Annotated in this window: 18 protein-coding genes; 11 read left to right on the forward strand and 7 right to left on the reverse strand. The window is 58.8% G+C overall.

All coding sequences use genetic code 11. The features are described 5' to 3' along the window. Positions 1-355 precede the first annotated feature (355 nt). From SH292x_RS12220 to atpC, 10 genes are all read left to right on the forward strand, one after another. Positions 356-583, forward strand: coding sequence for a hypothetical protein (locus SH292x_RS12220; protein ID WP_442481280.1), 228 nt, complete (start codon positions 356-358; stop codon positions 581-583). Positions 584-607: 24 nt separating this feature from the next. After that, a complete protein-coding gene (locus SH292x_RS12225) occupies positions 608-997 on the forward strand; it encodes a hypothetical protein (protein WP_442481281.1) in 390 nt (129 codons plus the stop codon). Positions 998-1,003: 6 nt separating this feature from the next. Next, positions 1,004-1,930, forward strand: a complete 927-nt coding sequence (gene atpB / locus SH292x_RS12230; protein ID WP_442481282.1) for a F0F1 ATP synthase subunit A — start codon at positions 1,004-1,006, stop codon at positions 1,928-1,930. A 75-nt stretch (positions 1,931-2,005) separates the two neighbouring features. Further along, on the forward strand, positions 2,006-2,359 hold the full coding sequence (gene atpE, locus SH292x_RS12235) for an ATP synthase F0 subunit C (RefSeq protein WP_442481283.1): 354 nt from the start codon (positions 2,006-2,008) through the stop codon (positions 2,357-2,359). A gap of 105 nt (positions 2,360-2,464) precedes the next feature. Next, entirely contained in the window at positions 2,465-3,115 is a 651-nt protein-coding gene (gene atpF / locus SH292x_RS12240) for a F0F1 ATP synthase subunit B (RefSeq protein WP_442481284.1), read from the forward strand. A 59-nt stretch (positions 3,116-3,174) separates the two neighbouring features. Further along, positions 3,175-3,813 (forward strand): ATP synthase F1 subunit delta, encoded by a 639-nt coding sequence (gene atpH / locus SH292x_RS12245; RefSeq protein WP_442481285.1) that lies wholly within the window; start codon positions 3,175-3,177, stop codon positions 3,811-3,813. 149 nt (positions 3,814-3,962) lie between these two features. Further along, positions 3,963-5,486 (forward strand): F0F1 ATP synthase subunit alpha, encoded by a 1,524-nt coding sequence (gene atpA / locus SH292x_RS12250; RefSeq protein WP_442481286.1) that lies wholly within the window; start codon positions 3,963-3,965, stop codon positions 5,484-5,486. A 77-nt stretch (positions 5,487-5,563) separates the two neighbouring features. Further along, positions 5,564-6,439 carry an ATP synthase F1 subunit gamma gene (gene atpG / locus SH292x_RS12255; protein ID WP_442481287.1) on the forward strand — a complete coding sequence of 292 codons (876 nt, stop codon included), beginning with the start codon at positions 5,564-5,566 and terminating at the stop codon, positions 6,437-6,439. Positions 6,440-6,505: 66 nt separating this feature from the next. Then, positions 6,506-7,945, forward strand: coding sequence for a F0F1 ATP synthase subunit beta (atpD, locus tag SH292x_RS12260; protein WP_442481288.1), 1,440 nt, complete (start codon positions 6,506-6,508; stop codon positions 7,943-7,945). A gap of 28 nt (positions 7,946-7,973) precedes the next feature. Continuing rightward, positions 7,974-8,390, forward strand: a complete 417-nt coding sequence (gene atpC / locus SH292x_RS12265; protein ID WP_442481289.1) for an ATP synthase F1 subunit epsilon — start codon at positions 7,974-7,976, stop codon at positions 8,388-8,390. A 22-nt stretch (positions 8,391-8,412) separates the two neighbouring features. On the opposite strand, the gene SH292x_RS12270 is transcribed toward atpC, so the two are convergent. The 6 genes from SH292x_RS12270 to ribH form a co-directional block, all read right to left on the reverse strand. Further along, positions 8,413-9,108, reverse strand: a complete 696-nt coding sequence (locus tag SH292x_RS12270) for a DUF5329 family protein (protein WP_442481290.1) — start codon at positions 9,106-9,108, stop codon at positions 8,413-8,415. Between the two features lie 17 nt (positions 9,109-9,125). Then, a complete protein-coding gene (locus tag SH292x_RS12275; protein ID WP_442481291.1) occupies positions 9,126-9,473 on the reverse strand; it encodes a P-II family nitrogen regulator in 348 nt (115 codons plus the stop codon). A 1,702-nt stretch (positions 9,474-11,175) separates the two neighbouring features. Further along, positions 11,176-12,576 carry an ammonium transporter gene (locus tag SH292x_RS12280; RefSeq protein WP_442485857.1) on the reverse strand — a complete coding sequence of 467 codons (1,401 nt, stop codon included), beginning with the start codon at positions 12,574-12,576 and terminating at the stop codon, positions 11,176-11,178. A gap of 471 nt (positions 12,577-13,047) precedes the next feature. Further along, on the reverse strand, positions 13,048-13,977 hold the full coding sequence (ftsY, locus tag SH292x_RS12285; protein WP_442481292.1) for a signal recognition particle-docking protein FtsY: 930 nt from the start codon (positions 13,975-13,977) through the stop codon (positions 13,048-13,050). A 77-nt stretch (positions 13,978-14,054) separates the two neighbouring features. Further along, positions 14,055-14,483, reverse strand: coding sequence for a transcription antitermination factor NusB (gene nusB / locus SH292x_RS12290; protein ID WP_442481293.1), 429 nt, complete (start codon positions 14,481-14,483; stop codon positions 14,055-14,057). A 203-nt stretch (positions 14,484-14,686) separates the two neighbouring features. After that, complete coding sequence (ribH, locus tag SH292x_RS12295; protein ID WP_442481294.1) at positions 14,687-15,160, reverse strand: 6,7-dimethyl-8-ribityllumazine synthase; 474 nt, start codon at positions 15,158-15,160, stop codon at positions 14,687-14,689. Positions 15,161-15,225: 65 nt separating this feature from the next. Between ribH and SH292x_RS12300 the strand changes: the two genes are divergently transcribed. Then, positions 15,226-15,456, forward strand: coding sequence for a hypothetical protein (locus SH292x_RS12300; RefSeq protein WP_442481295.1), 231 nt, complete (start codon positions 15,226-15,228; stop codon positions 15,454-15,456). 170 nt (positions 15,457-15,626) lie between these two features. Here the strand turns inward: SH292x_RS12300 and rho are convergent, their stop codons facing one another. Further along, complete coding sequence (rho, locus tag SH292x_RS12305; protein ID WP_442481296.1) at positions 15,627-17,108, reverse strand: transcription termination factor Rho; 1,482 nt, start codon at positions 17,106-17,108, stop codon at positions 15,627-15,629. Positions 17,109-17,300: the final 192 nt, after the last annotated feature.

The raw sequence follows: 17,300 nt of genomic DNA on the forward strand, positions 1-17,300 counted from the left end.
CAGCCTTGTGGCCGGAAGCCCGCAGCCGTTCAAAGGTGGTCAAAATGTCGCACCTGCCAAGGAAAGGCCGTTCGGAACTTGCTTGCAAATCCCCACCATAATTTGTAACCCCCTTTTGCATAAGGACTTACGACTCCGATCCTCGTTTGTGAAAAAAATCACAAATTGCTCTGTCCAACCCGTTGACGGTGCAAGTCGCCCCGCTTAAATTGCTGTCACGTAAAGACTTGGGGCATATTTCGCACCCCGCGGGACTTGCCTTACGAAATCGTAAGTTGTTTAGCACAGGTGACTTACGGACAACAAGAAGGCGGATCATCCCGGCGACCTCAACCCACAGAACTCCCCGTTCGCGGTGGCGTACCTGTGGGCGAGCCGAGTGTTCACCGTCACCCTGATGATGGTCGTGCCCGCCCTCCTCGGAGGCTGGGCCGACAAGAGTTGGGGAACCGCACCGGGCTTCACGCTGCTAGGAGCAGCCGTTGGGCTTGTGGGCGGGATCTCGCATTTGTTGTCCGTAACGAGCGCTCCCAAGCGGGCCGTGCCCGACCACAGCGATACCAAGCACCGCGATTCCGAGTAGGCGAAGCTAAGACTGGCAACTTCCATGCTCCGTACCGGCATCGAGTGGGTCGTCGGTACCGCGATGGTGGCAGCCACTTTGCTGCTGCTGACGGGCGATGAGAAGCGGGCAGCCGTTCGCTTTGTGGCGTACGGAGTAGGCGTGTCGTTGGCGACGCTTGTGGCGAGCAAAGCAACGTTGAAGTGGAGCCCGCCGAGCTTAAAAGCGTGGCCACGCGTACTGCTCGAAACGTGTGTTCGATTGATGCTACCGATAGGGTTCCTACTGGCGTTAGCGATCGCCAAGCCGGACCTGTTAACTAAGACATTTTTCCTGTATTTTCTTCCTTTTCAATTCCTAACTATTGCCGTCGGGGCGTCGTCGTCGATTGCGGAAGTGAACCGCCGATCCGTCCCACCCAGTGGCCCAGCCTAAAGCGTCATGGCGAAAGACAATCCACTTAGCGCCGACCACCTGTTCGAGCACGTGCAGGATCAGGACTACTGGCACGTCCCTCAAGGTCTCGCGCCGGGCGAGAACGGTGGGCATGGCGGGCACATCAGTATCCCCCAGCCGTTCAAGCAGGACACGCCGGTCTGGACGATGTCTTCCGGCAATCCGACGGTCGATAACTTCTTCGAACCGCTCGAGTTTCGCCTGACGAAGTTCATGATGATTGAACTGCTGGTGGCGATTGTTATCGCGGTGCTGTTCATCGGACTTGCGATGCGGATTCGCTACGGTGGAATCCCCCGCGGTCGGCTCTGGAACTTGCTCGAGGTGTTCGTCGAATTCATTCGCGATAAAGTCGCCAAGCCCGCCATTGGCGAGCACGACGCCGACAAGTTCCTGCCGTTCCTGCTGACGATGTTCTTCTTCATCCTCGGGTGCAACCTAGCGGGTATGATCCCGTGGATGGGTTCGCCGACGGGCGTGATGGCGACGACTCTCGCGCTGGCGTTCATTACCTTCCTGGTGACGGTCGGAGCGGGCATGCTGCGACTTGGCGTGTTCGGTTTCCTCAAGGCCCAGGTTCCTCACATGGACCTGCCGGGGCCGCTTAAGATACTGCTCGTTCCGATGATCTTCGTGATCGAGATATTGGGCCTGCTCATCAAGCACGCGGTGCTTGCCGTTCGTTTGCTCGCCAACATGATGGCTGGGCATATCGTGCTGGCGGTGATCGTCGGGTTTATTGCCGCGGCCGCAATCGCGGGTGGCCCCTGGATGGCGTCGGGCGTCGCACCGGTCAGCACGTTGGCCGCGGTGGCATTGAGCCTGCTCGAACTGTTCGTCGCGTTCCTTCAAGCTTATGTGTTTGTGTTCCTGGCAGCGCTGTTCATCGGGGCTGCCGTTCACCCCCATTAGTCGTTTCTTCCATTCGATAAAGGCCGAACTTCCACCGGCCGATTGTTTGACAATTAAAACAGGAGATTGAGAATCGTGGTCAAGTTGTTCCGTCTGTTCATGATGTGCTTTGTAATGGCCCTGTTCGCCGCCCCCGCAATGGCTCAGCCCGCCGAAGAAGATACTGCTGTGGCTGGTGCCTCGCTGACTGCTGAGGAGCAGATTACGTTGGCCAACCGCAGCTACGGCAAGCTCGCCGGTGGTATCGGTGCTGGTCTGGTGCTGCTGGGCATGGGCCTCGGCATTGGTCGCATCGGCGGTCAGGCCGTCGAAGGCATGTCGCGTCAGCCCGAAGCCGCTGGTTCGATCCAGACCGCGATGATTATCGCCGCGGCCCTTATCGAAGGTGCCGGCTTCTTCGCGCTCGCCATCTGCGGCTTCTTGCTCTAGTACTCGCGATGCTACGAGGCCAGCGATGGCTACGTAGCATTGCGTGCAAGGGTTTGTTGCCATGTTCCTCCTTCGACTTTGCTTAGCGGAAAATTGGGTAAGTCCATGACTGCCATGAAATCGATCGTGTCACGCGGCGGGAGTTCGCTCCTTCGCATCGCGACCTTCGTGTTCTATGTATCGATGCCCATGGCATGCAGCCTGGCAGTCGCAGCGGACCCGGCGCACGCCGGGGAAGAGCATGCTGCCTCGAAAGGCCCCCTCAATCCGCTAATCATCGATCCGGACTTGGCAATCTGGACCGCGATTATCTTTGGTTGCTTGCTACTCGTGTTGTGGAAGTTCGCCTGGGGCCCCATCATCACGGCACTCGATGCCCGTGAGCAGCGGGTGCTTGATCACTTGGCTGCGGCCGAGGCGAAGCACGAGGAAGCCAAGGGGTTGCTGGCCGCGCACGAAGCGCGGTTGGCGATGGCCAAGGACGAGGTCCGCGAGATGTTGGAAGAAGCTCGTCGCGACGCCGAAGTGACCAAGGCCACGATTGTTGCCGAGGCCGACGCGGCGGCGAAGGCTCGCCAAGATCGGGCGCTTCGTGATATCGATCTCGCCCGCGACGGCGCGGTCCGCCAACTTGCCGAGACGAGCGCCAACTTGGCGGTGGATCTTGCAGGTAAGGTGGTCAAGCAAAACCTTTCGGCCGATCAACAAGCGGCCCTGGTTCGCGAAGCCACCAGCCGTCTGGCAAGCAAGAACTAACTCGGCGGCACACTGACCGTTGCGATTGACTCCCTGCCCTTCCCCCCTTGCGTCTTCCCATGCCGATGGACACCTCGATCAACCAGAGCAGCGCCGAAACGGTGTTCGACGTCGACCAGGAGCAGCTGGCGCGGATTTACGCGAAGGCTTTCCTGTCCGCGACGAGTTCGCAGGACCAGGCCGCACTGGTGGAAGAGCTGGATTCGTTGGTGTCGGACGTGCTCGACAAGTTCCCTGAGTTCGACTTCCGCCTGACTTCGACCGTAATGTCGCATGAAGAGCGGGAAGCGTTGATTGACAACGTGCTTGGCTCGCGGGCATCGTCCCCGGTAGTCAACTTGCTCAAGACGCTGTCTCAAAACGGCCGGCAGATCTTGGTTCGGCCGGTCATTGCTGCGATTCATAAGTTGGTCGGCGAGATGCGAGGCGAGCACGAAGTTCGCGTTTACATCCCCAGCGAGTTGAGTACGGAATTGACCGATGGACTCCGCCAGGCCCTGCAGAGTCGATTGGGGGTGAACGCAGAGTTCCACTTCCATGTGAAGCCCGAATTGATCGGCGGCATGGTGGTGCAGGTCGGTGATACGGTCTTCGACGGTTCGGTCCGTACCACGTTGGAGCGGGCTCGTCGGCAGATGGTCGAGAGTGCGGTGGCCGCGATCGAAAGCCGGCCCGACAAGTTTATGTTGGACAAGTGATTAACAAGTAATAGCGGTAGGTGGGTAAGTGAGTGTGTGTTGCCAGGGCGACACGTTCCCTCTTACGAACCTACTCACAGCGAAGTAAACGACTTTATTCCGCGTGTTGGTTGCGGAAACCATCGACACGCGATTCCGGAGCACACACGATGAAATTCAATAGCGACGAAATCGCCTCCGTCATTAAGGCGCAGATCGCCAACTACAGCTCGCAGCTCGACGTTCGCGAGGTCGGTCGCGTGCTGGAAGTCGGCGACGGCATTGCACAGGTCTACGGCCTGAGCGGCGTGATGGCCGGCGAAATGGTCGAGTTCGAAAACGGTGTGAACGGCTTGGCGTTCAACCTCGAAGAGAACTCGGTCGGTGTGATCATTCTGGGCGACTACCTGACCATCGCCGAAGGTGGCGAAGTTCGTAGCACCGGCCAGCTCCTCAGCGTCCCCGTCGGCGATGGCCTGTTGGGCCGCGTGGTCGATCCGCTGGGTAACCCGCTCGATGGCAAGGGTCCGATCAATACCACTAAGCGCCGCCCTGTGGAAGTCATTGCCACGGGTGTTGCCGAGCGCAAGCCAGTGACCGAGCCGCTGCAAACCGGCATCAAGGCGATCGACGCCATGACGCCAATCGGCCGCGGCCAGCGCGAATTGATCATCGGCGACCGCAAGACCGGCAAGACCGCCGTGGCGGTGGACGCTATCATCAATCAGCGCGAAAGCGGCGTGAAGTGTTTCTACGTCGCGGTCGGGCAAAAGGAATCGACCGTTGCCGGTGTGATCGAGAAGCTCCGCGAATCAGGAGCCATGGACTACACCACGGTCATCGTCGCCGGTGCGAGCGATCCCGCTCCTCTGCAGTATGTTGCCCCCTACTCGGGCACCGCGATGGCCGAGGAGTACATGTTTAACGGGCAGCATGCCTTGATCGTGTATGACGACTTGAGCAAGCAAGCCGTCGCTTACCGTCAACTGTCGCTCCTCATGCGTCGTCCACCAGGTCGCGAAGCGTTCCCTGGCGACGTGTTCTACTGCCATAGCCGGTTGCTCGAACGTTCGGCCAAGCTATCGGATGCGCTCGGCGCGGGTTCGTTGACTTCGCTCCCCATCATCGAGACGCTCGAAGGCGAAGTGTCGGCGTACATTCCAACCAACGTGATTTCGATCACCGACGGCCAGATCTATCTGCAGCCCGACTTGTTCTTCGCCGGTGTGAAGCCCGCCATGAACGCCGGTATTTCGGTGTCTCGCGTGGGCGGTAACGCCCAGATCAAGGCGATGAAGAAGGTGGCCGGTGGTCTGCGTCTCGACTTGGCAGCGTTCCGGGAACTAGAAGCATTCGCTCAGCTCGGTACCGAACTCGATCCCGAAACGCAGCAACGTCTCGACCGCGGCTATCGCATGGTCGAGCTGCTGAAGCAGGGTCAATACGCCCCGATGGGCGTCACCGACGAAGTGCTGATCATTTACGCCGGCACCAAGGGCCACCTCGACCACATTCCTGTGCCGGAGGTCGCCAAGTGGGAGCGCGAATTCCTGACCTTCATGCACGACCAGAAGCCCGAAGTTCGGAAGGCTCTCACCGAGCGTAAGGCGATGGACGACGACATCGTCGAGATGGTCGAAGCGGCCATCAAGGACTTCCAAGGTCAATGGAACGCTAAGGGAGCTAAGTCGTAGAACAAAGTTCATTCCCCTGCTTCAACCCACGCTACACGAGAACACGACCGACGGACTGATTTCCGTCCCAAGCATTCATGGCCAATCCACGCGAGCTAGATAAGCGACGCAAGTCAATCAAGAACATCCGCAAGATCACGCGGACGATGGAATTGATCGCCACCGCGCGGTTCCGTAAAGCGATGGACCGAGCCAGCGCCGCGACGGCGTATACCAATCAGATCATGAAGTTGGTCAAGGACTTGGTAAACGCGGGGGTGTCGGTCGAGCACCCGCTGCTCGAACAGCGTGCCGAAACCAAGAATGCGACGCTGCTGGTACTCTCCGCCAATCGTGGCTTCTGCGGCGGCTTCAACGGCAACGTGAGCCGCGCCGGCTTCCATCACCTCAAGGTGATGAAGCAAGAATCGCAACGCGTTCGCGTCGAAGTGAGCGGCAAGCGTGGGTTGGGTGCCTTCAAGCAAGGGCAGGTTGCCGTAGACCACTGCTACACCCAGTTCGAAGACAAGCCTTCCTACGCCGAAGTCGAGACGATTGCCAATCGCTATCTGGAAGAGTTCGCCGCTGGAAAGCTTGATCGCCTCGACGTGGTTTACACGCGGTTCGAGTCGGTGTCGAAACAGTTCGTGACCATCGAAACGCTACTGCCACTTGGTGGTCTCGACGTTGGGGCTGCCGAACCGGCGACGGGTACCACAGTCTACGAGTTCCTTCCCTCTCCCGAAAGCATTCTTGAAGAAGTGGTGCCGACCAGCTTCCGCATCAAGTTGTTCAAGTGCTTCCTCGATACGGCTGTGAGCGAGCAGATCGCGCGGATGGTCGCCATGAAGGGCGCCACCGAGAATGCGGGCGATTTGATCAAGCAACTCAGCATGCAGTACAACCGCGCTCGCCAAGGCCGCATCACTTCGGAACTGATGGACCTGATCGGCGGCGTCGAGGCGATTAGCTAGCGATCGCCCCCAACGCACACCCCACAAGTATCACAGACTACGGACCACTAACCACACTTAGAGACCATGCAAACTGCTACCGGAAACATTGGTCATATCACGCAGGTCATCGGCTCGACGTTCGACGTGGAGTTCGAAGAAGGCAAGCTGCCGGCAATTTACAACGCGTTGAGGATCGAAGCCAACAACAAGGGCGTTCAGATCAAGCTCACCGGCGAAGTGCAGCAGCACTTGGGTGGTGGCCGTGTTCGTTGCATCGCTCTGGGTAGCACCGACGGTTTGATTCGAGGTCAGGAATGTCTTGACACCGGCGGTCCTGTCAGCGTGCCGGTCGGCGAAGCAACACTGGGCCGAGTATTCAACGTGCTCGGGGAACCGGTAGACGGCCGCGGTCCCGTTGCAACCGAGGAGCGTTGGCCCATTCATCGCGACGCCCCGGACCTTAAGGACCTGGCAACAAAGACCGAAATCTTCGAGACCGGTATTAAGGTGATCGACCTTCTTGCCCCGTTCGTTCGCGGTGGTAAGGCCGGTCTGTTCGGTGGTGCTGGTCTCGGCAAGACGGTTATCTTGACCGAACTCATCGCCCGTATCGCGAGTGCCCATGGTGGTTACTCGGTGTTCGCAGGCGTGGGCGAGCGGACCCGCGAAGGGACCGACCTGTGGCTCGAAATGCAGGAAGCCAAGATCGGCGACACCGGCAAGAGCGTTATCGATCAGACCTGCATGGTGTTCGGCCAGATGAACGAGCCGCCAGGTTCGCGTCTTCGCGTTGCCCTGTCGGCGCTAACGATGGCCGAATACTTCCGTGATAAGACGGGTGCCGACACGCTGCTGTTCGTCGACAACATCTTCCGCTTCTCGCAAGCGGGTAGCGAAGTGTCGGCCCTCTTGGGTCGTATGCCTTCGGCCGTAGGTTACCAGCCGACGCTCGCCAGCGAGATGGGTGCCCTGCAGGAGCGCATCGCGTCGACCAGCAAGGGTGCCATCACCTCGGTGCAAGCCGTGTACGTTCCGGCCGACGATCCGACCGACCCTGCACCGGCCACCGCGTTCGGTCAGCTCGACGCCTTCATCTACCTCGAGCGTTCGATTTCCGAGAAGGGTATTTACCCGGCAGTGGACCCCTTGGCTTCGAGCAGCCGAGTGCTCGATCCGCAGTACGTGGGCGAGCGTCACTACACGTGTGCCCGCCGGGTGCAAACCACCCTGCAACGCTACCGCGAACTCCAGGACATCATCGCGATTCTGGGCGTCGACGAATTGAGCGACGGAGACAAGCAAATCGTCCATCGCGCTCGCCGCATCGAGCGGTTCTTGTCGCAACCGTTCCTCGTGGCCGAAGTGTTCACCGGCAAGCCGGGCGAAATCACTCCGCTCGCCGACACCATTCGCAGCTTCGAAGAAATCTGCGATGGCAAGTGGGACCACCTGCCCGAAAGCGCCTTCATGTACGTCGGCCCGATCGAACAGGCCGAAGAGCAATGGAAGAAGTCGCAGAAGTAACTCGCGAGCGAGACATTAAGGTACTAACATGGCCGATAGCCCCCTAACTTCTGGCGACCTCAAGCTGATCGTCGTCACGCCTGAATCGACCGCGCTCGACGTCGCGGCCGAGTTCGTCGCGTTGCCGCTGTTCGATGGCGAGATCGGCATCGGTCGCACCCACGCACCGATGATCGGCCGGCTAGGGTTCGGCGAACTGCGTTACAAGGTCGGTAGCCAGACCTCGACGTACTACGTCGATGGCGGGTTCGTCCAGGTGCAGGACAACATCGTATCGGTCCTCACCAACCGCGCGATTTCACCGAAGGACATCAACGCCGCTGCGGCCGACGACCAGTTGCAGGAAGCCCTAGCTCGCAAGACTTCGAACCCCGAAGAGATGGCGATCCGCGAGCGATTGGTGCTCCAGGCCCGTGCTCAGAAGCGGGTGGCGGTGAAGCGATAGACGCTTCTGGTGCTAACGTGGGTTACTCCCCGCGTTCTATCGCTGCGAGATGATCGCGAAGCATTTCTCCGGCGGGCGTGGTGCGTCCGTCGGCCGTGCGTATCTGGTACACTTCTCCTGTAAGCGACGATCGCGATGCGACGTGTTCAATAAAGTCCGACGCAGACTTGAGCTTGTCGCCTGCGGCATTCCATTTCTCTCGCATATGTTCCGCCGCTTCCCTTGGCGTGTGCTGCGTGCCATTGCGAATGAATACAGCTCCTTCCATCGCATGGACATGCTGAATCAACAGCTCGATCTTGTCACTGTCCGACAGTGTCTTGCCACTAGATGTGTCGAACGTAAGCGCTGCGGTATCCTCGCCTACCAATGCATTATTGAGCTGCGTGAGTTGGAGCGTGTAGCGGACGCCATCGATCTGAAACTCTTGGATGTCCCCCTGCTTCATCGACGCAGGGCCCAGTAGCGGCGCGTCACCCGTGCGTACGATGCTAACCATCGTCTGCCCACGCGTGACGTCGTCCACCGTAACCGACAATTTGCCGCCAGATCCGGGTATCTCGGTCGTCGACCGCTGGTTCACGGTTAACTGAACGGGCAGGCCCGCTATTGCCAAACTCTTCGACTTACTGGGCAGTTGCGATACTGGCGTGGATGATCGACTGCATCCCATCCATGCGATAGCAATCAGAACCAGGATGACAATGCGAAGGTTCATGATGGATGGCGATGTAGCTAGATGGCTTCCGGCCCCCGCTCGCCCGTACGGATGCGAATGCAATCGTCGAGCGGCAGCACAAAAATCTTACCGTCGCCAATCTCGCCCGTCTCGCCGGTTCGACCACCGCGGATGATGGCGTTGATCGTCGGCTCTACGAAATCCTCGTTCACCGCGATTTGGAGCTGCACCTTGCGAAGTAGGTTCACCGAGATCTCGTGTCCGCGGTACACCTCCGTCTGGCCTTTTTGCCGGCCAAAGCCTTGGACATCCATGATGGTGAGGCGGACCACTTCGACTTCCGAAAGGGCGGCTTTCACCTCTTCGAGCTTGCTGGGCTGGATAATGGCGAGGATGAGCTTCATACGGGCGGGAGTTTAGAGAGGTGTGGGGCGAGCAAATTAGCGAAGCAACTCCCCCAAGTTTAGCATCCGCGACTAGGTGCCGCTATCGGAAGCCGCTGCCGAGAGCGAATCAAGCCTTCCGACTCCTCGCGGAGATGAAATAAGGACACCCCGGGCTTGGGCAGTTCAGGCGGTGAAACCACCCAAGCCTTGTGGGGCATCCTTCTGGACTGGAGGGTGGCAACGCTTGGTCGCGGAGAGGGTTGCATGAGAAAGAAGCAACCCTGAAGAATGTGGCCCCGCAGGCCTTCGTCCCTTGTGGAAGGGTCCCCTGTTCGTGGCAAGCCTGCCGGGTGCGGATGAGCCAGGCGGTAAACTCATCCGCACCCGCACGAGGCTAGCTTGTGTACTGTTCCGGCCGCCGGCTGATTTTCCGTAAACCGGCCTTGGTCCGGATGAGCCAGGCGGTAAACTCATCCGAACCATGGAAGGCCAGCTTAAATGGGGAGCAAGCCTCTCAAGTGCGAGCAGGCCAGGCGGTAAACCTGCTCGCACCTGAGCGAGGCCAGCTTGTGTTGTTCACAACGCTCGCCGTTAAAGCAGGCCTTGGTTCGGACAGGCCAGGCGGTAAACCTGTCCGAACCGTGGAGGCCAGCTTGTGTTTTGGGTCACACCCTTTGGATCTCTTTAGCAGGCCCTGGTTTGGACAGGCCAGGCGGTGAACCTGTCCAAACCGTGTTAGGCCAGCTTGTGTTTTGGTGCACGCCTGGCTCTAGTCTCTTAAGTAGCAGGCCTTGGTTCGGATGAGCCAGGCGGTAAACTCATCCGAACCGTGGAGGCCAGCTTGTGTTCTTGCGTCACGTCTGACTCTTGTCTCTTGAGTAGCAGGCCTTGGTTCGGATGAGCCAGGCGGTAAACTCATCCGAACCGTGGAGGCCAGCTTGTGTTCTGCGTCACGCCTGACTCTTGTCTCTTGAGTAGCAGGCCTTGGTTCGGATGAGCCAGGCGGTAAACTCATCCGAACCGTGGAGGCCAGCTTGTGTTCTTGCGTCACGTCTGACTCTTGTCTCTTGAGTAGCAGGCCTTGGTTCGGATGAGCCAGGCGGTAAACTCATCCGAACCGTGGAGGCCAGCTTGTGTTCTGCGTCACGCCTGACTCTTGTCTCTTAAGTAGCAGGCCTTGGTTCGGATGAGCCAGGCGGTAAACTCATCCGAACCGTGGAGGCCAGCTTGTGTTCTTGCGTCACGCCTGACTCTTGTCTCTTGAGTAGCAGGCCTTGGTTCGGATGAGCCAGGCGGTAAACTCATCCGAACCGTGGAGGCCAGCTTGTGTTTTGGGTCACGCCCTTCGATCTCTCAGGCAGGCCCTGGTTTGGACAGGCCAGGCGGTGAACCTGTCCAAACCGTGTTAGGCCAGCTTGTGTTCTTGCATCACGCCTGACTCTTGTCTCTTTAGTAGCAGGCCTTGGTTCGGATGAGCCAGGCGGTAAACTCATCCGAACCGTGGAGGCCAGCTTGTGTTTTGGGTCACGCCCTTCGATCTCTCAGGCAGGCCCTGGTTTGGACAGGCCAGGCGGTGAACCTGTCCAAACCGTTTTAGGCCAGCTTGTGTATCACTCGTTCCGCCAAACTCTTGTGTCTCATTTCCAACCGGGCCTTGGTTTGGGTGGGCCAGGCGGTGAACCCACCCAAACCGTATAGGCCGCGTTGGACTAGCTACTACTTAGTGCGAACCGTAGGCTTGCATACCGTGCTCGCTGATATCGAGACCAGCTTGCTCGTCCTCGGCACTTACCCGCAGGATGCCCGCGGTCTTCATGATCACGAAGAGGGCCAGCATGGTAACAAAGGCCCAACCGCAGATCGCTGCCGTACCGATGAGCTGCGTCATGAAGTCGGTCTTCGCGACGAAGTCTTCGATGGGTGCTCCTGCAAACTTCTCGGCCACCGACTGGGTGGTGTGCGAGTTGGGCAGGATGCCGATCGCCAGGCATGCCCAGATGCCGCACATGCCGTGGACAGGGAAGGCACCCACGGGATCGTCGATTTGCAACTTCTCTAGCATCATGGTGGCGAGGATCACGATCACCGCACCGATGGCACCCACAAGGATCGACATTTCGTAGGTCATGCAATCGCAGCAGGCGGTGATGCTCACGAGGCCTGCCAAGATACCGTTGAGACCTAGCGACAGATCGGGCTTACCGAACATCGCCCAGCTCAAGAGCGTGGCAACCAAGCCACCGGCACCAGCAGCCAAAGTCGTCGTGACGGCGATGCGAGTGACCGCTTGAGCCGAAGCAGCGTCGGCGAAAGCCAACTGGCTACCAGGGTTGAAGCCGTACCAACCGAACCACAGGATGAACACGCCAAGGGCAACCAGCGGCAGACTGTGACCAGGCAGAGGAACGCTCTTGCCGGCTACAAATCGACCGAGGCGAGGACCGATGATCCATGCACCAGCGAGAGCAGCGAAACCACCGACACCGTGCACAACAGCCGAGCCAGCAAAGTCTTGAAATTTCATGCCGTTCTCGAACTGCATGAGCCATCCGCCGCCCCACTTCCAGTAACCACTGATGGGATACACGAAGGCAGTAATCACGGCACTGTAGATCAAGTAAGCCCCGATCTTCATACGACCGGCCACCGCACCCGAAACAATCGTTGCAGCGGTAGCGGCGAACATCGCTTGGAAGAACCAATCGGCAGCGGGGCTGTAGAGCGTGCCCCCGGAGTAGCCATCGAGACCGACACCGCCGAACGCGAAGTAGGGTTTCTCTGTAACATCCACTCCATAGTTGCCGGGATACATCAAGCCGAAGCCGATGAAGAAGTACAAGAGCACGCCGACGCAGATGTCCATCGTGTTCTTAAACAGGATGTTCACCGCGTTCTTGGCGGAATTAAGGCCCGACTCGACCATCGCGAAGCCGGCCTGCATGATGAAAACCAGCACGCCGGACAGGAACAGCAGGATCGTGTTGAGGGCGTAGTCCATGCCGAGTGCCGGCGTTTCCTCAACTTCTACTTCGGCCACATCTACTTCGGCAGTCGCCTCGGGCGCATCTTGCGCCAGGCACACATCTGGCGAGAACGCCAGGGCGAACACGCTGGCGAGCATTAGCACGCCTAGCAGTCGCTGTAGGGTAAAGAGATTCATCGCTTGCACACCTTTGTCAGTTCAGAAGGAAGGTCTAAGCGAAGGGGACTGCCAAAAAAGAAAGCGCCCGCAGTCGTCCAACGCCGCTGCCCCCGACGGGCAGACTTGGTTTTGCTGGAGCGACCTTTAGCAGCCACCGGGGCTGCCCACCTGCCGCTCTAGCAGTTGCTAGCGAATGAGTCCTTTTGCAAGCAGTGTGCCAAGAGCAAAATTCGGCTTTCTGAGGACAACGCGCAAAGTGTTGATGAATAAGGACTTAATTGCCTTAAAGATTTTTAAGATTCCAGCCGACCCCCTACCACTTCTCATGCCAATGCCGGTGAAGCAGGCACAGGGGGCCCCGTTTTCGGGCACGGGAAATCTAAAAACATGCGCGCGGATTGCCCTTGTGACGTATGGCCGGGCAAACGTGTCGCGAAACCAGGCAGAGGCCTAGCCGCCAGGGAGATTGTCGTCGAACATTTCGTCGACGAAAGCGTTGGGGTCGAACGGGACAAGGTCCTCGTGGCGTTCGCCAACACCGACGTATTTCACGGGTAGACCCAATTGTTGGCGGATAGCGACCACCACTCCTCCCTTGGCGGTACCGTCCAACTTTGCCAGCACAATTCCTGTGCAGCCGGCTGCCTCGGCAAAGTTGTTGGCCTGGCTAATGCCGTTTTGGCCTGTTGTGGCGTCCAAAACCAAGAGCACCTCGTGCGGGGCCTCGGGAATCTGCTTTCGGATCGAGTCGCGGATCTTCGTGAGCTCGGTCATCAGGTTCTTTTGGGTCTGCAGCCGCCCAGCCGTGTCGACAATGCACACTTCGAGCTTGTTCTTTATGGCGTACTCAACGGCCTGGTAGGCCACGGTCGCGGGATGCGAGCCCTCAGGGCCCTTCACGATCTCGATGCCAAGGCGCTCGGCCCAGATGCCCAGTTGCTCGACGGCCGCCGCACGGAACGTGTCGCCGGCACCCAACACCACCGATTTCTTTTGGCCGCGAAACAAGCAGGCGAGTTTGGCGATGGACGTGGTTTTTCCCGCCCCGTTCACACCGCAAACCATGATGACGGTCGGTCCCGATTCGGCAAAGTGCAGGGGCGAGGCGTCCTGGGCCATTAGCTCCTTGAGCTTCACTTTCAGCACGTCGATCACGTCGCGGAGGTGAACGACGCGGCCCCGCATGTTCTTGGCGACCTCGGCCACCAGGGCCTCGGTAGGCTCGTAGCCCATGTCGGTTTTGAACAGGATCGCTCGCAGTTCGTCGAGGAAATCCTCGTCGATCAGCCGCCCTTCGCTCTTGAACAGGTCGCGGACGTCGGTGTTCAGAACCTGGCTGGTCTTCTTGAGACCTTGCTTGATGCGATCGAAGAGACCCATGGGGCGATTGCGGGGGCTTACTGGCGGCGACTGGTGAGTGTTAAGCCCGCAATTTTAGAGGGGAACGCCGCCTAGGGTTAGTCCCCTTTTGGCGTCTCACGCTTCGTTTCGGTCGCGATTCGTACTTTATCAAGAATGCCATTCACGAACTGGGCCGAATTGGCGTTGCCGTAACGTTTGGCGAGCTCAACGGCCTCGTTGATCACCACTTTATAGGGTGTTTTGGTGTGATAGAGCTCGTAGGTGCCGAGCCTGAGCACATTGCGATCGGTCGCCGCCATGCGATTCACGGTCCAGTTTTGGGCGATGCCATTCAGCGAGGCATCGATCTCGGTTTGATTGCGCCGCACGCCAAAAATCAGCTCCATGCAGAACTTCTCCATCTCTGGTGAGTTCAGCCTGGCAGAGACAAAACTGGTGAGGGCCTCGACGGAGTCGCGCGGGTTCACGTCGTCCTCGAACAGGATCTGTAGGGCGACTTCACGGGCACGGCTTCGACGGGACATAACGCAGGCAAGGATCAGAAGGTGAAAATGCGGGAAAGGCGAGCGGACGCCATAAGGAATCGAGTGACTCAGCCCACGGCGAATCGCCTCCAATTATGAACCATTCACCCCCGCGAAAGTAGTGGCGGGGCACTCGAAGAATAAGCAGTTACGCGAGCAAATGGCGAAAAACCACACGCCTCTGGGCGCGCGTTCGCTTCGCGTTACGAGGCGTCGAGGGTCGCAAGAAGGCCGATCATCTGCAAGGCTGCTTCGGCGCACTCGACCCCCTTGTTGCCGACGTTGCCGCCGGCGCGGTGGATGGCTTGCTCCAGCGTGTTGCAGGTCAGCACGCCGAAGAGCACCGGCATATCGAACTCCAGCGCGATGTCCATCATCGCCATGCTCACGCCGCGGTTGATGTGCTCGTCGTGCGTGGTTTCGCCGCGGATCACCGCCCCCAGGCAGAGCACCGCCGAGTAGCTGCCAGTTTCAATCATCCGCATGGCGACCAGCGGAATCTCCCACGACCCAGGAACCCAGGCCACGTCGATGTTCGCATCGTCGATGCCTCGCTCCGCGAGCGTCGCGACGGCTCCGTCGAGCAGCTTCTGCGTGATGTTCTTGTTCCACTCGGCCACCACAATGGCGATGCGAGTTTCGGCGGGGATGGGGGCTGGTAGAAGGAAGTTGGGCATGATTTCGCCTGAGGTTCGGTCCGAGGTATAATTGCCTTGTCGTCTAGCCAGTATTCCAACCCCCAATGAGCTGGAGCACAATGGACCGAGAAGAACTTAATGCTTTAATCACGGCAGGACCAGTACGCATCACGATGAACGACGGCTCGAAGTTTGATATCGAGAGCTCCGAATTTGTGACGGTAAGCGATATTGCCGCCTCCGTGCTGTACCGAGCTGAGGATGGCAAGCTTCGTCACGTCTATCTTCCACTGGTAACGATGTGTGTCGTCGAACCGATGACCGCGGGAACCTAAAGGCTGAGCAATGCCTTATGAGATTGGCAGCTTCGATAGACTCCTCAAAACAAAAAAACCGCTGACGAACGCTAATCTACGCTAATTCTCGATTAGCGGCTATCAGCGTCCATCAGCGGTTTGAGTATCTCGAAGGCGGAACGTGTTTCCGCGTCCGTCTCTCGAATTCGCTAGCCTTCTTTGAGGCTCATCAAAAACTCTGCGTTGCTCTTCGTCTTACGCAGGCGCTCGGTGAGGAGTAGCATCGCGTCGGGCGGGTTCATTTCGCTTAGCGCCCGGCGGAGCACCGAGACGCGGCGATGTTCTTCGGGGTCCATCAGCATCTCTTCGCGGCGGGTGCCGGATTTGTCGATGTCGATGGCGGGCCAGATTCGCTTGTCGACCAAGCTGCGGTCGAGCACGATTTCTTGGTTGCCGGTTCCTTTGAACTCTTCGAAAATCACCTCGTCCATGCGGCTGCCGGTGTCGATGAGCGCGGTCGCCACGATGGTGAGCGAACCACCCTCTTCGACTTTTCGAGCCGAGCCAAAGAACTTCTTCGGACGCTGCATGGCGTTGGCGTCGATACCACCGGACAGGATCTTGCCCGAGTTGGGACACTCGGAGTTCCACGCCCGCGCTAGGCGGGTGATCGAATCGAGGAAAATGACCACGTCGCGGCCATATTCGACCATTCGCTTGGCTTTCTCGATCACCATCTCCGACACTTGAATGTGGCGGGCGGCGGCTTCGTCGAAGGTGCTAGAAATCACCTCGCAATTCGTGCCTTTGATCTCCCGCTCCATATCGGTCACTTCTTCCGGACGTTCGTCAATCAACAGCATGATGACGTACGCTTCCGGGTAGTTGGTGAGCACGCTTTTGGCCATCTTTTGCAGCAAGATGGTCTTGCCCGCACGGGGCGGACTGACGATCAAACCACGCTGGCCAAAACCGATCGGAACGACCAAGTCGAGGACACGCATGTCGACGTCCTCGCCACTCGTTTCCATCCGAATACGCCCGTCCGGGTGGATGGGGGTGAGGTCGTCGAACGAGACTTTTCGCGAAAGCATGTTCGGGTCGTCGTCGTTAATGGACTCGACACGCAAGAGCGCAAAGTAACGCTCGTTCTCCTTTGGAGGACGAATCGTGCCGCAAACGGTCGCCCCATCCTTCAAGCCAAACCGACGAATCTGGCTCGGCGACACGTAGATGTCGTCGGGGCAGGATAGGTAGTGGTAATCGGGGCTGCGGAGGAAGCCGAAGCCGTCGGGCAGGATTTCCAAGGTCCCCTGCCCCACCATCATGCCGTGAAGCTTGACGCGTTCCTTGAGGATCTTGAAGATCAGGTCCTGTTTCTTCAGACCCGTCGTGTCCTTTACCTGCTCGCGCTCGGCGGTGGCGATGAGCTCGGGCATCGACATTTGCTGCAGCTCCGCCACGTAGACGTTGCTGTCGAGCTTGTCGGTCTTCGCAATCGCAGCACCAGCACGACGGACGCGTTCAGCGGCCTTGTCGAGCTCCTCGGCGATGGTCAGCGGTTCTTCGCGATCGAGCTTAGCGAGGATTTCGGGATCGATGTGGTGTCCATTCGGCGGGCTCTGCCGTTTCCTACGGTAGGGCGCGTGGGAGCGGTCTTGGCGCGCTCCACGGCCATTCATGTCGGCCATGATAACGATACTCCTGAGAAGGAAGGGTTCCGGTTTGGCCGCACGCGGAAGGTGCAGCCGGTGGGTAGGGGGGGTGATTGAAAAGGGTGGCGGATCGGTAGCGTAGTATTGTGACTCCACCGCCAGGAGTCGCCCACTATTATTGCAAAAAACCATGCCGCATGGGAAGTGAAATCTAGGGCTTTCCCGCCC

Origin of the sequence: Aeoliella fuhlenseeensis, from assembly GCF_052161615.1 — a bacterium.
GTDB lineage: Bacteria > Planctomycetota > Planctomycetia > Pirellulales > Lacipirellulaceae > Aeoliella.